The organism is Streptomyces sp. NPDC058092 (assembly GCF_042884935.1).
Classification (GTDB): Bacteria; Actinomycetota; Actinomycetes; order Streptomycetales; family Streptomycetaceae; genus Streptomyces.
Genome location: NZ_JBHVSY010000008.1, coordinates 103,346 through 116,220 on the forward strand (window position 1 = coordinate 103,346; position 12,875 = coordinate 116,220).

Consider the following 12,875-nt stretch of genomic DNA (forward strand, 5'->3'; position numbering starts at 1 on the left):
GCCAACGCAACGTGGAGGCGCCGGCGCCTGCCGGCCCCCAAGGAAACCAATGGGAGGACTCGTGGGAGTCAGCCTCAGCAAGGGCGGCAACGTCTCGCTGACCAAGGCCGCGCCCAACCTGACCGCGGTCATCGTGGGTCTGGGCTGGGACGCTCGTACCACCACCGGTGGTGACTTCGACCTCGACGCCAGCGCCCTGCTGACGAACGCCGAGGGCAAGGTCGGCAGCGACGGCAATTTCGTCTTCTTCAACAACCTCAAGAGCCCCGACGGCTCCGTGGAGCACACCGGCGACAACCTCACCGGTGAGGGCGAGGGCGACGACGAGGTCATCAAGGTGAACCTGGCCGGCGTTCCGGCCGATGTCGACAAGATCGTCTTCCCGGTCTCGATCTACGAGGCCGAGACCCGGCAGCAGAGCTTCGGCCAGGTGCGCAACGCGTACATCCGCGTGGTCAACCAGGCGGACAACAGCGAGCTGGCGCGCTACGACCTGAGCGAGGACGCCTCGACGGAGACCGCCATGGTCTTCGGCGAGCTGTACCGCAACGGGGCGGAGTGGAAGTTCCGTGCCATCGGTCAGGGTTACGCCTCGGGGCTGCGCGGCATCGCGCAGGACTTCGGCGTCAACGTCTGAGAAGGCGAGGCCGGACAGAGCCGCCGCGGCTCCGTCCGGCCGACGTCAGCACGTATTTCCGTCCGGCGCCGCACGATGTGCGGCGCCGGACGCGCTGGACAGGTCAACGGCTCGAAGGCTCGACAGCGCGAAGGCTCGACGGCTCAACAGCTCGACGGCTCAACAAACGGTTCATCGACTCGGGGAGGACACACCATGGGCGTCACACTCGCCAAGGGAGGCAACGTCTCCCTCTCCAAGGCCGCACCCAACCTCACCCAGGTGCTGGTCGGGCTCGGCTGGGACGCACGATCCACCACGGGCGCCGACTTCGACCTCGACGCCAGCGCGCTGCTGTGCCAGTCGGGCCGGGTGCTCGGCGACGAATGGTTCGTGTTCTACAACAACCTCAAGAGTCCCGACGGCTCCGTGGAGCACACCGGCGACAACCTCACGGGTGAGGGCGAGGGCGACGACGAGTCGGTCATCGTGAATCTCACTCAGGTACCCGCGCACTGCGACAAGATCATTTTTCCGGTTTCGATCCACGAAGCGGACAATCGAGGACAGACCTTCGGTCAGGTCAGCAATGCGTTCATCCGCGTGGTGAACCAGGCGGACGGCCAGGAACTCGCGCGCTACGACCTCACCGAGGACGCCTCGACGGAAACGGCGATGATCTTCGGCGAGCTCTATCGGTACAACGGCGAGTGGAAGTTCCGTGCGGTGGGACAGGGGTACGCGTCCGGACTGCGCGGCATCGCTCTAGACTTCGGGGTCAACGTTTCGTAAAGCCGCGCACAGCGCGGGGGAGCCCCGCACACACCCGGGGGAGACCCGTTACACACACGATGGGGTAGCCAGTGCTTCTGAAAACCTTCGGCTGGTCGTTCGCGATTACCGCGCTCGGCCTGGTCGCAGCGGTGATCTACGGGGGGTGGGAAGCCTTCGGCGTGGTCGCGATTCTTTCCGTCCTGGAGATCTCGCTGTCCTTCGACAATGCGGTGGTCAACGCCGGAATCCTGAAGAAGATGAATGCCTTCTGGCAGAAGATCTTCCTCACGGTCGGTGTGCTCATCGCGGTCTTCGGCATGCGGCTGGTGTTCCCCGTCGTGATCGTGGCCATCACCGCCAAGCTGGGCCCGATCGAAGCGGTCGATCTCTCGTTCAGTCAGCCCGACCGCTATCAGGAACTGGTCACGGACGCCCACCCGGCGATTGCCGCGTTCGGTGGCATGTTCCTGCTGATGATCTTCCTCGACTTCATTTTCGAGGACCGTGACATCCAGTGGCTGCGCTGGATCGAGCGCCCGCTCGCCAAGCTCGGCAAGGTCGACATGCTGTCGGTCTGCATCGCGCTGATCGTGCTGCTGATCTCGTCCATGACCTTCGCGACGAGCGCGCACCAGCACGGCGGCGGCCACGCGGACAAGGCGGAGACCGTCCTGCTCGCCGGAATCGCGGGTCTGATCACCTACCTCATCGTCGGCGGTCTCTCCAGCTTCTTCGAGAACAAGCTGGAGGAAGAGGAGGAGCGGGAGCACGAGGCGGAGGACGAGGCCAGGAAGAGCGGCAAGAGGATCTCCGCGATCGCGCTCTCCGGCAAGGCCGCGTTCTTCATGTTCCTGTACCTGGAAGTGCTCGACGCGTCCTTCTCGTTCGACGGCGTCATCGGTGCCTTCGCCATCACCAACAACATTGTGCTGATGGCCCTCGGCCTCGGTATCGGCGCCATGTACGTCCGTTCGCTCACGGTCTACCTGGTCCGCCAGGGCACCCTCGACGACTACGTCTACCTGGAGCACGGCGCCCACTACGCCATCGGCGCGCTGGCCGTCATCCTCCTCGTCACCATCCAGTACGAGATCAACGAGCTCATCACCGGCTTCGTCGGTGTCGCGCTGATCGGCTGGTCCTTCTGGTCCTCGGTGCGGCGCAACAAGGCGCTGGAGGCCGCGGGCGGGGGCGACGACGCGGGTTCCAAGGCAGAAGTCCCGTCCGGGGTGTGACCCGGTAGGGATTGAGGAACGCTCTCAGCGGGGCGGTCCGTACGGCGACGGTTCTCCGGGAACACCCGGGTCCGGCCCGGCGGCCGCCCCGCAGTGATGTGGGCGCCCGGTGCGACGCACGGGGCGGCCGCAGGGCCGGGTCACTTGTGTTTCTACCGATACGTGTGGGGGTTGGGGATGGCGTTCTGGGACAGCCTGTGGCCACGGAGAGAGGCGCAGTTCGAGTCGGGCAACGCGTCGACCAACTCCATCGTGCTCTCCAAGCGGCACGCCACGGTCTCACTGACCAAACAGGGTGCGCTGACCGGCAATATGCGGGTCAACCTCTCCTGGCGGATGCGTACGTCCGACATCGAGGGCAGGTCGCGGCAGAGCGGCCGGCTGCTGCGGCCCATGAAGCTCTTCAAGCCCGATGTGGTCCAGGCGCACACCCAGGGCGTGGTCAATGTCGACCTGGACCTGGGCTGCATGTACGAGCTGAAGGACGGCACCAAGGGCGTGGTCCAGCCGCTGGGCAACCTCATGGGCGACCTGAACGCACCGCCGTACATCCGGCTCAGCGGGGACGACCGCTTCGGGGCGCCGTCGGGCGAGACCGTCTACGTCAATCTCGACCAGCGCGACCAGATCAAGCGGCTGCTGTTCTTCGTCTACATCTACGACCAGACGCCGGCCTTCGACCGTACGCACGCCAAGGTGACGCTCTACCCGGGCAACGGCCCGCGGATCGAGATCGATCTCGACGAGCACGCCCCGGAGGCCCGCTCCTGCGCCGTGTTCACGGTGGAGAACATCAAGGACGAGCTGATCGTGCGGCGCGAGGTGAAGTTCGTGTACGGGTTCCAGTCGGAGCTGGACCGGCTGTACGGCTGGGGCATGCAGTGGGGACGCGGCTACAAGTCCCGGACCTGAGGCCCCTGGTCCGAGGCCCCGGGTCTGAGCGCCGGGCCTGAGGTCCGAGGGGGCGCAGGCCGTCTCAGGACCGTACGAACTGCGGCCCCTGCGGCGGCAGCACGAAGTTCGGGTCGGGGGCGGGCGCCGCCGCCGCGGCGGGCTGCGGGTAGCCGTAGGCGGGCTGGGCGGTGGCGGGCTGCGGATAGCCGTACGAGGGCTGGGGCACGGCCCGGGGAGCCGGCTGGGCCACCGCGGGCTGCGGGTAGCCGTACGCGGGCTGCTGGTGCTGGACCGTGATCTGCGAGTCCGGACCGGGCGCCGGTGCGGGCGGGAACGTGGGCGCGGGCGGCGGGAAGCCGGGCGCCGTCACGGGGGAGGGCGAGGGGGCCATGGCAGGCGAAGGAGCGCCTACGGGCGAGGGCGCGGGCTCCGCCGCGGCCTCCGTCTCGTCCACCGAGATACCGAAGGCGGTCGCCAGCCCCACCAGACCGGTCGGATAGCCCTGTCCCACGGCCCGGAATTTCCAGCCATCGCCGCGCCGGTAGAGCTCGCCGCAGATGATCGCCGTCTCCTCGCCGGTCTCCGGCCGCACGTCGAAGACGGCGAGCGGGTCCCCGCCTGCCGACGCCGCGTCGTACAGCAGGATGCGCAGATCGCCTACCTGAGCGAATGCGGCTCCGTCGGAGGACGCGGCGACGACCACCTGGTCGACGGAGGGGTCGAGCGCGCCGAGGTCGGCCTCGATGCTGTCCGTGAGCCCTTCGGGGACGCTGCGCTTCGGCAGCCGTCGTACCAGGCCGGAGGGGTGGCGGGGCTGGTTGTAGAAGACGAAGTCCTCGTCCGAGCGCACGCGGCCACCGGCTCCGAGCAGCAGGGCCGAGGCGTCCACATCCGGAACTCCGGCGCCCGGGGTCCAGCACAGCACGGCCCGTACGGCCAAGGCGTCCAGAGGGACGTTCGAGCCTTTCACCATCGCGTGCGTCATGCCCGTCATCCTGCCTGCTGGCTGCCCGTGCGGACAACGTGGGGGTCGCACCGGATGTCTCGGCGGCGCGTCGGAACCACGTCGTCCGCAGGGTTCCGACCCGTCGGGAAATGGACGAGTTACCCGGAATTCATGCACGTGGGGAACTGTCGACACCCGCTCGTACGTACTATTACCGGCCATACGTTTTCCGGTCGACCAGGCAGCTACGGGGGAATCACATGCGTCATTTCGGGCATATTGCGCCCGCTGTGCGAGAGGGTCTGTTCTTCCAGGAGCCGTGCGAGTTCGGCGCGGGCTCGTCGGCCCGCACGCTTTCGGCCGCCCTGGGAGCGACCCTGTACAGCCCTGCCACCAGGCCGAGACTTGCTGACGACGTCGTCAAGCAGGCCGGGCGCGGGGTCGTCTCGATGGTGCTGTGCCTGGAGGATTCGATCGACGACTCCGAGGTCGTCGACGCCGAGGAGAACCTGGTCAGACAGTTCGCCGACCTCGACGCGCGGGGCGCGGAGGCGCCTCTGCTCTTCATCCGGGTCCGGGAACCGGGCCAGATCGCCGATCTGGTGCAGCGGCTCGGCTCCGCGGTCCGTTTGTTGTCTGGTTTTGTACTTCCCAAGTTCACCGAAGAGCGTGGCGTGCCCTTCATGGAAGCGGTCGTCAGCGCCGAAAAGGCGTGTGGGCAGCGGCTGTTCGCGATGCCGGTTCTCGAATCGCCCGAGCTGCTGCATCTGGAGACCCGCGCGGAAACACTCCAGGGAATAGCCCGCACCGTCGACAAGTACCGCGAGCGGGTGCTCGCACTGCGGCTCGGCGTCACCGACTTCTGCTCGGCGTACGGGCTCCGCAGGGCGCCCGACATGACGGCGTACGACGTACAGATCGTCGGTGCCGTCATCGCCGACGTGGTCAATGTGCTGGGCCGCGCGGACGGCACGGGCTTCACGATCACCGGTCCGGTGTGGGAGTACTTCCGGCTCCAGGAGCGCATGTTCAAACCGCAGCTGCGCCGCAGCCCCTTCCTGGAGGGCCGGGCCGAGGAACTGCGTACGGCACTGATCGAGCACGACCTGGACGGGCTGCTGCGCGAGATCGAGCTCGACCGGGCCAACGGCCTGCTGGGCAAGACCTGCATCCACCCGTCGCACGTCGCGCCCGTGCACGCGCTGTCCGTGGTCAGCCACGAGGAATTCAGCGACGCCCAGGACATCCTGCGGCCGGAACGCGGCGGCGGCGGCGTCATGCGCTCCGTGTACACGAACAAGATGAACGAAGTGAAGCCGCACCGCGCCTGGGCCGAGCGGACCCTGCAGCGGGCCGAGGTCTTCGGCGTGGCGAGGGAAGACGTCGGCTTCGTGGATCTGCTGGCCGCGGGCCTCGCGGAATGAGCGGGCGTTTCGGTGCGAGCGGGCCTCTCGGGGGCAACGGGCCCTGTGGGGGCAGCGCGGTTCGTGGATCGTGTGTGCGAGTGCGAGTGCGAGCGCGAGCGCGAGCGCGTGGGCCTCGTGGAACGAGCGTGTCTCGATGAGCGAGCGCGCGGCAAGGAAAGAGACGGCGAACGTGGTGTGGTCGGGCAGCTGGGTGGCGGAGCGACTGGGCGTCGACCTCGTCGGCGACGGAAAGCCCGACGGCGACGGGGAGCTGAGAGAGCTGCTGGGCCTCGCCCTGCGCCGCAACCCCAAGCGGGCCCACCTGCTCGTGTCCAACGTGCTCGGCAAGCACGTGCCGCAGAAGCCTTCCGTGGTGTACGGCGCCGGATTCGAGCTCGGCCGGCGGGTGCACGCACTCCTCGGTGACGCCGAGGCCCGCCGGGCGGTCGTGCTCGGTTACGCGGAGACGGCCACCGGTCTCGGCCACGCGGTCGCCGACGGGCTCGGCGTGGCGCCGTACCTGCACTCGACACGCCGCCCCGTCGACGGCGTGGCGCGGGCAGGCGGCTTCGAGGAATCGCACTCGCACGCCACCTCGCACCTGCTGCTCCCCGAGGACCCGAACCTGCTGGCGGGCGAGTCCGACCCGGCAGGCGCAGGCGCGCCCGTGGCGGACGCGCCCCTGGTGCTGGTGGACGACGAGTTCTCCACGGGCAACACCGTGCTCAACACCATCCGGGCGCTGCATGAGCGGTACCCGCGGAGCCGGTACGTCATCGTCGCCCTGGTGGACATGCGGTCCGCGGCCGACCGGGGACGGCTGACCGAGTTCGCCGCGGAGATCGGCGCGCGTGTCGACCTGGTGGCGAGGAGCTCGGGCACGGTCGCTCTCCCGGAGGGCGTCCTGGAGAAGGGCCGGGCACTGGTCGCCGCGCAGGAGAGCGCCGCCGCCGCGCGCCCGGAAGCGGCCGGTTCCACGGCCCCGGAACCGGCCGCCGGGACTGTTCGCCGGCCGTGCACCCGGGTGGACCTCCAGTGGCCCGCCGGTGTGCCCGACGGCGGACGGCACGGCTTCACCCCCGCCCACCGGGCCGCCCTGGAGCCGGCCCTCCCGGCCATGGCAGCCCGCGTCGCCGCGGCACTGGGCGACGCCCGCCGCGTACTGATCCTCGGCTTCGAGGAGCTCATGTACGCCCCCCTCCGCCTGGGCACGGCCCTGGAGGACCGCATCGACGCGGAGGTGCGCTACTCCACCACCACGCGTTCCCCCGTCCTCGCCGTCGACGACCCCGGCTACGCGATACGCAGCCGGCTGGTCTTCCCGGCCCACGACAACCCGGCCGACGGACCCGGCGACCGGTACGCGTACAACGTCGCGGGCGCCGGTTTCGATGCCGTGGTCGTGGCCGTCGACTCCACCGCCGACACCCCCGAACTCCACGCCCCCGACGGCCTGTTGGCGCAGCTCGCCGCACACGCCGACCACGTCCTGCTCGCGGTCGTCCCGTCGTACGTCCCGTCGGAGGTCCGGTCGGACCGTCCCGCACACCTCGCGTCGGACCTCCCCTCGTACGTCTCCGAACGGCAGGAACCCCCCATGCTGCCCGAGCCCCTCCGTGGCCCCGCCTTCTCCTCCTACGCACCGGACGACGTCGGCTGGCTGCTCCAGGACCTCTCGGAGACCGAGCTGGAGGCGCCCATCGAGGAGCGCGAGGAGGCGATACAGAGCGGTGGCGCGCACTACGCCGAGTCGCTGCCCGTCGAATACCAGCCGTCCGCCCAGTACCAGGGCCTCTTCAAGGCTGCGCTGGAGCTGTCGGCCGCCCGCGTCGCCCGTGCCGTGGGAACCGTCACCGAGACGGTTCTCGCCGAGCGGACGCCGCGCCCCGTCCTGGTTTCGCTCGCCAGGGCCGGCACCCCCGTCGGCGTACTCATGCGCCACTGGGCCCGGCACCGGCACGGGCTCGACCTGCCGCACTACGCCATCTCCATCGTCCGCGGGCGCGGTATCGACGCCACCGCGCTGCGCTGGCTGGCCGCCCACCACGATCCGGCGGATGTCGTCTTCGTCGACGGCTGGACCGGCAAGGGGGCGATCACCCGCGAACTTGCCGTGGCGCTCGCCGAGTTCGACGGCTTCAACCCCGAGATCGCGGTCCTGGCCGACCCGGGCGGCTGCGTCCGCACCTACGGCACCCGCGAGGACTTCCTCATTCCGTCCGCCTGTCTCAACTCAACCGTTTCCGGGCTGATTTCGCGGACCGTCCTGCGCTCCGACCTGGTCGGCCCGGACGACTTCCACGGTGCGAAGTTCTACCGGGAGCTTTCGGACGCCGATGTGTCCGGCCACTTCCTCGACACCGTCGCCGCCCACTTCGACGAGGTCGCCGAGGCGGTGGACGCCGAGGTCAAGGAGCTGCTTGCGGCCGACCGCGCGCCCACCTGGGAAGGCTGGGCCGCGGTGGAACGCATCAGCGAGGAGCACGGCATCCACGATGTGAACCTCGTCAAGCCGGGCGTCGGGGAGACGACCCGCGTACTGCTGCGCCGCGTTCCGTGGAAGATCCTCGCCAAGCGTGGCGCGGGCGCGGACCTGGAGCACATCCGTCTGCTGGCCGAGCAGCGGGGCGTACCGATCGAGGAGGTCGACGAACTCCCGTACACCTGCGTCGGGCTGATCCACCCGAAGTACACCAGGGGCGCGACGGGCGCGGACGGCAGGGCGGTGGAGTCGAAGTGACCACCCCGGCCACCTCTGCCGTCCCGGCCACCTGTGCCGTCCCCGCTACCTGTGCCGTCCCCGCTACCTGTGCCGTCCCCGCCGCCTCGGCCGTCCCCGCCGCCTCGGCCGTTCCAGCCACTTCGGCCGCCCCCGTGACGCTGGTCGCCAGCGACCTCGACCGCACCCTGATCTACTCGGCTGCGGCGCTCCAGCTCCCCATGCCGGACGCCGAGGCCCCCCGGCTGCTCTGCGTAGAGGTGTACGAACACAAGCCGCTCTCCTATCTGACCGAGACGGCCGCGACACTGCTCGGCGAGCTCGCCCGCTCCACGGTCTTCGTCCCCACGACCACCCGCACGCGCGAGCAGTACGGGCGCATCCATCTCCCCGGCCCCGCACCGCGGTTCGCGATCTGCGCCAACGGGGGACACCTCCTGGTCGACGGGGTGTCCGACCCCGACTGGCAGACACGGGTGGCCCGTCGGCTCGCCGACGAATGCGCCTCGCTCGCCGAGGTCCGCGCCCATCTCCTGGCCGCGGCCGACCCCGTCTGGCTGCTCAAGGAACGGGTCGCCGAGGACCTCTTCGCCTACCTCGTCGTCGAACGCTCGCTGCTGCCGGAGGGCTGGGTCAAGGAGTTGGGACAGTGGGCGGAGACCCGCGGCTGGACGGTCTCCCTCCAGGGCCGCAAGATCTACGCCGTGCCGGGCCCGCTCACCAAGAGCGCCGCCATGAACGAGGTCGCCCGACGCACCGGCGCCACGCTCACTCTCGCCGCCGGTGACAGCCTCCTCGACGCCGACCTGCTCCTCGCCGCCGACCACGCCTGGCGCCCGGACCACGGCGAACTCGCCGACACCGGCTGGAGCGCCGCGCACGTCGACGTGACGGCCGAGCGCGGCGTGGCGGCGGGCGAGGAGATCCTGCGGTACTTTCTGCGGGCCTCGGGCCCGGGGCGGACGCCCTCGTCCGGCAGGCAGTAGCAGTATGTGAGGACGGGGCCGGGACGGGAACAGAGAACAGCCCGGGCCCGGCCGCCCGGTACGACCGACGAGGAGCAGCGATGTCCAAGGGCAACGAAACCAAGATCACGGACGAGCTGTACGCGTACATGCTGGCGCACAATCCACCGCTCGACGCGGTGCAGCGCGAGCTCGTCGAGACCACGTACGCCCGCCTGCCCGAGCACGCCGGCATGCAGTCCGCCGAGGAACAGGGGCCGCTGCTCGCCTTCCTCGTCCGGCTGACCGGGGCCCGGCACATCGTGGAGGTCGGGACGTTCACCGGCTTCTCCGCCCTGTCGATGGCACAGGCGCTGCCCGCGGACGGGCGGCTGATCGCCTGTGACATCTCGGAGGAGTGGACCGCGTACGGGCGCGAGGCCTGGGAGAAGGCGGGCGTCGCCGACCGGATCGAGCTCCGTATCGCCCCCGCGCTCGACACACTGCGGGCGATGCCGGCCGAGCCGCACATCGACCTCGCCTATCTCGACGCGGACAAGGGCAACTACATCCCGTACTGGGAAGAACTGGTGCCCCGGATGCGGCAGGGTGGCCTCGTCGTCACGGACAACGTGCTCTTCCACGGCGGGGTGACCGACCCGCAGGCGACCGGCGGAGCGGCGGCGATCAAGGAATTCAATGACCATGTGGCCGCCGATCCGCGGATGGACAGCGTGCTGCTCACGGTGGCCGACGGTCTGACGCTCTCCCGGAAGCGGTAGGAGCCGCCGGCCCGGCCGCCCGCTCTCTCAGCCGCAGCAACCCCCGCCGCAGCAGCCGCCCCCGCCACCGCCGGCCGACGGGGCGGCGGGCGCGGACTTGGCCGACGACCCGCCCACGGCCACGGTGGACAGCAGCTTCACGGTGTCGGCGTGCCCGGCGGGGCAGGAGGCCGGGTCCGAGGACTGGGCCATCGGGCGGCTGAGTTCGAACGTGTCTCCGCAGGAGCGGCAGCGGTACTCGTAACGAGGCATGCGCCCAGGCTATCCGGCACGGACCGGGACGAAGTACGAGTTGCGGGTCCCGGGTCCCGGGTTACGGGTCCCGGGTTTACGGGTGGTCGGGTCCCGGGTTTACGGGTGGTCGGAGCGACGGACGACCGGCATTGCCGCTGTCGTGGCGCGCCGAACCCTCCGCAGTTCCTGCTCGGCCTCCTCGGGGTGGCGGGCCCGCCAGTACGGATTGTCGTGCGGAAGGCCGCCGCTGACCCGCCCGTACATCCCGAAGACCATCAGCATCAGTCCGACCACGAAGCTGAACAGCACGTTCTGGAGGTGGAAGGCGAGGAAGTTGTAGTCGGTATCGAGCAGGGCGAGATTGACGAAGCCGCTGAGGATGAAGGCGATGCCCAGAATCATGTTGAGCGTCGAGGCGATGTTGCCGCCGATCACCATCCCGATGAACAGCAGCAGACCGACACAGATGGACAGAACGCTGAGGGCGCCGTTGGTGTTGAGGCCCGCGACGGTGGCTCCGCCGGTGCTGAAGAAGCCGATCTTGTCGATCAGCCCCAGGATTCCGAAGGCGAGCAGCACCAGTCCCATCAGCCCCGCCCCGACCCGGTAGACGCGGTTGAGCCGGTGATCGACGGGCAGGTGCTTGTCGAGCGGGGTGGTCCTGCGACGGCGGCGCGGGGTGCGCCGTCCGGGGGCGTGCAGTACATGGGTGGCCATGTCGGTCTCCTTCAGGCGTACTACCAGGATCCGCCCACGGTGTTGCTGCCGCACATCAGGAAACCGAAGAGGCCGTTCCTACCCCTCCCTCAGAGCTCGTAACCGAGCCCGTACAGCTCAGGCGCCCGCTCCGCGCTCCTCACGGATCTCGGAGACCACCCGCGCGGCCGTCTGCCGTACGGCTTCGGTCTCGGTCAGGAAGTGCCAGTAGTCCGGGTGGCGTTCCTCCAGTCCGGCGATGGCGCGATCCAGCCGGGCCACGGCATCGTCCAGCGGGCGGGCGTGGCGTGGTTCGGGAGTGTGGCGCCCGGCCATGGCCAGACGCTGGGCGTCCCGGACCGCGAACCGCGTCCGCTGGATCTCCTGCTGCGGATCCTTGGCCACGTCGTTCAGCCGGTGCAGCCGGTCGCCCGCGGCGGACACCGCCTCGTCCGTGGCGTTCAGCAGGGCACGTACCGTGCTCAGCCGGGAGGTCGCGTCGGCCCACCGCTGCTCGTCCCGCGCCGCGGCGGCTTCCTTCAGTTTCTCCTCGGCCTGCCGCACATTGGTCGCCGCCTGCTCCGGCACGGGCTGGAGGTCCTGCCAGCACGCGGCCGAGAACCGCCGCCGCAGCTCGCTCAGCACCGGCTCCACCGAGCCCGCCCGGGTCGTCAGCGCCTGGGCACGCGTACGCAACGACACCAGCCGGTGGTCGATCTCGGCGGCCCGTTCGGGCAGCCGTACCGCCTCCGCCCGTACCGCCTCGGCGTCGCGCAGCACCCGATCGGCACGCTGCAAGGTCTCCGGAACGCCATGCCGGCCGGCGCCCTGGTTGAGCTTGGTCAGCTCGGGCGCGAGGGCGGCCAGTCGCGCGGCGAGATCATCCGCTCGCAGTCCGGACGCCCGCACCGCATCGAGAGCATTGCTCGCGCCGAGGAGCGCCTGCCGGGCCCGCTCCACGGCGGGCGCGAGCCGGGCGAGCTGCGTCTCCGCGTTGCCCAGCAACGGCCCCAGACCCTGCGCGAACCGGTCCAGCTCGCCCTTGACCCGAACCAGCTCGTCCTTGGCGGTGGTCAGCTCGGTCCTGGCACGGGCCGCGACGGCCGGCTCCAGATCGTCCCGGTCCAGGTCGTGTGCGTCGACCGCGGTGATGTACGTATGGCTGGCCTCGTCGATCCGTTGGCCGAGTGCGGCGAAATCGTCCACGGCCTTGCGCGCACCGGGCGAGCTGTCCACCGCGGTGATCGTCTCGACCGAGATCCGCAGATCGCGCTGGGCGGTGTCGAGCTCGTAGAAGGCGGCAGCGGCGGCATCCTTCGCGGCCTGGGCATCGGCCCGCTGACTCTCCCCGCGCCCGCCGAACCAGCGCCGCGTACCGCCACCGGCGAACGCGGCGGGCAGTGCGGCGGCGAGCAGCGGCACAGGCAGCAACATCAGCACGAGGACATCCCCGATACCCCTGAGATTCCTGATGCCCCCGGCGCCCCCGATGCCCCCGGCATCCTTGACACCTTTGACACCCTCGACGGCGGAACTCCCACCCGCTCTCGCCTGCGGCCGCGCGTGTGTCGCCGTCACATCCCTCTCCCGTGCCGTTTCGCCCTGCCCGGTACATTCTCCCACCAGGTA

12 protein-coding genes are annotated in these 12,875 nt (G+C 69.9%); 8 read left to right on the forward strand and 4 right to left on the reverse strand.

All coding sequences use genetic code 11. The features are described 5' to 3' along the window. Positions 1-61 precede the first annotated feature (61 nt). The 4 genes from ACFVV1_RS15520 (at position 62) to ACFVV1_RS15535 (ending at position 3,537) form a co-directional block, all read left to right on the forward strand. Positions 62-637: a TerD family protein gene (locus ACFVV1_RS15520; protein WP_072483704.1), complete on the forward strand. Its 576-nt coding sequence runs from the start codon at positions 62-64 to the stop codon at positions 635-637. A 195-nt stretch (positions 638-832) separates the two neighbouring features. Beyond that, positions 833-1,408, forward strand: a complete 576-nt coding sequence (locus ACFVV1_RS15525; protein WP_384460342.1) for a TerD family protein — start codon at positions 833-835, stop codon at positions 1,406-1,408. Positions 1,409-1,479: 71 nt separating this feature from the next. Then, positions 1,480-2,625 carry a DUF475 domain-containing protein gene (locus ACFVV1_RS15530; protein ID WP_389989732.1) on the forward strand — a complete coding sequence of 382 codons (1,146 nt, stop codon included), beginning with the start codon at positions 1,480-1,482 and terminating at the stop codon, positions 2,623-2,625. Positions 2,626-2,802: 177 nt separating this feature from the next. Beyond that, the gene (locus ACFVV1_RS15535) at positions 2,803-3,537 is read left to right on the forward strand and encodes a Tellurium resistance (RefSeq protein WP_389989733.1); all 735 of its coding nucleotides are present in this window, start codon (positions 2,803-2,805) and stop codon (positions 3,535-3,537) included. 64 nt (positions 3,538-3,601) lie between these two features. Here ACFVV1_RS15535 and ACFVV1_RS15540 read toward each other — a convergent pair whose 3' ends face one another. Next, positions 3,602-4,504 (reverse strand): TerD family protein, encoded by a 903-nt coding sequence (locus ACFVV1_RS15540; protein WP_389989734.1) that lies wholly within the window; start codon positions 4,502-4,504, stop codon positions 3,602-3,604. Between the two features lie 221 nt (positions 4,505-4,725). On the opposite strand from ACFVV1_RS15540, the gene ACFVV1_RS15545 reads away from it, so the two are divergent. The 4 genes from ACFVV1_RS15545 to ACFVV1_RS15560 all read left to right on the forward strand — a co-directional run bounded on the left by ACFVV1_RS15545 (position 4,726) and on the right by ACFVV1_RS15560 (position 10,316). Beyond that, a complete protein-coding gene (locus tag ACFVV1_RS15545; protein WP_389989735.1) occupies positions 4,726-5,889 on the forward strand; it encodes an HpcH/HpaI aldolase/citrate lyase family protein in 1,164 nt (387 codons plus the stop codon). A 136-nt stretch (positions 5,890-6,025) separates the two neighbouring features. Continuing rightward, positions 6,026-8,611 carry a phosphoribosyltransferase gene (locus tag ACFVV1_RS15550; RefSeq protein ID WP_389989736.1) on the forward strand — a complete coding sequence of 862 codons (2,586 nt, stop codon included), beginning with the start codon at positions 6,026-6,028 and terminating at the stop codon, positions 8,609-8,611. Positions 8,612-8,745: 134 nt separating this feature from the next. Further along, entirely contained in the window at positions 8,746-9,576 is an 831-nt protein-coding gene (locus ACFVV1_RS15555) for an HAD family hydrolase (RefSeq protein ID WP_389989914.1), read from the forward strand. A gap of 80 nt (positions 9,577-9,656) precedes the next feature. Then, positions 9,657-10,316 carry an O-methyltransferase gene (locus ACFVV1_RS15560; protein ID WP_389989737.1) on the forward strand — a complete coding sequence of 220 codons (660 nt, stop codon included), beginning with the start codon at positions 9,657-9,659 and terminating at the stop codon, positions 10,314-10,316. Between the two features lie 27 nt (positions 10,317-10,343). Here the strand turns inward: ACFVV1_RS15560 and ACFVV1_RS15565 are convergent, their stop codons facing one another. The 3 genes from ACFVV1_RS15565 to ACFVV1_RS15575 form a co-directional block, all read right to left on the reverse strand. Next, complete coding sequence (locus ACFVV1_RS15565) at positions 10,344-10,568, reverse strand: zinc ribbon domain-containing protein (protein WP_093895504.1); 225 nt, start codon at positions 10,566-10,568, stop codon at positions 10,344-10,346. A 99-nt stretch (positions 10,569-10,667) separates the two neighbouring features. Continuing rightward, positions 10,668-11,267, reverse strand: coding sequence for a DUF4383 domain-containing protein (locus ACFVV1_RS15570; protein ID WP_389989738.1), 600 nt, complete (start codon positions 11,265-11,267; stop codon positions 10,668-10,670). Positions 11,268-11,384: 117 nt separating this feature from the next. Further along, positions 11,385-12,824, reverse strand: a complete 1,440-nt coding sequence (locus tag ACFVV1_RS15575; protein ID WP_389989739.1) for a hypothetical protein — start codon at positions 12,822-12,824, stop codon at positions 11,385-11,387. Between the last annotated feature and the right edge of the window lie 51 nt (positions 12,825-12,875).

Coding starts and splice junctions, on each gene's coding strand:
- ACFVV1_RS15565 (WP_093895504.1), bottom strand. CDS start 10,568: ATGCCTCGTTACGAGTACCGCTGCCGCTCCTGCGGAGACACGTTCGAA.
- ACFVV1_RS15535 (WP_389989733.1), top strand. CDS start 2,803: ATGGCGTTCTGGGACAGCCTGTGGCCACGGAGAGAGGCGCAGTTCGAG.
- ACFVV1_RS15525 (WP_384460342.1), top strand. CDS start 833: ATGGGCGTCACACTCGCCAAGGGAGGCAACGTCTCCCTCTCCAAGGCC.
- ACFVV1_RS15570 (WP_389989738.1), bottom strand. CDS start 11,267: ATGGCCACCCATGTACTGCACGCCCCCGGACGGCGCACCCCGCGCCGC.
- ACFVV1_RS15550 (WP_389989736.1), top strand. CDS start 6,026: ATGAGCGAGCGCGCGGCAAGGAAAGAGACGGCGAACGTGGTGTGGTCG.
- ACFVV1_RS15540 (WP_389989734.1), bottom strand. CDS start 4,504: ATGACGCACGCGATGGTGAAAGGCTCGAACGTCCCTCTGGACGCCTTG.
- ACFVV1_RS15545 (WP_389989735.1), top strand. CDS start 4,726: ATGCGTCATTTCGGGCATATTGCGCCCGCTGTGCGAGAGGGTCTGTTC.
- ACFVV1_RS15560 (WP_389989737.1), top strand. CDS start 9,657: ATGTCCAAGGGCAACGAAACCAAGATCACGGACGAGCTGTACGCGTAC.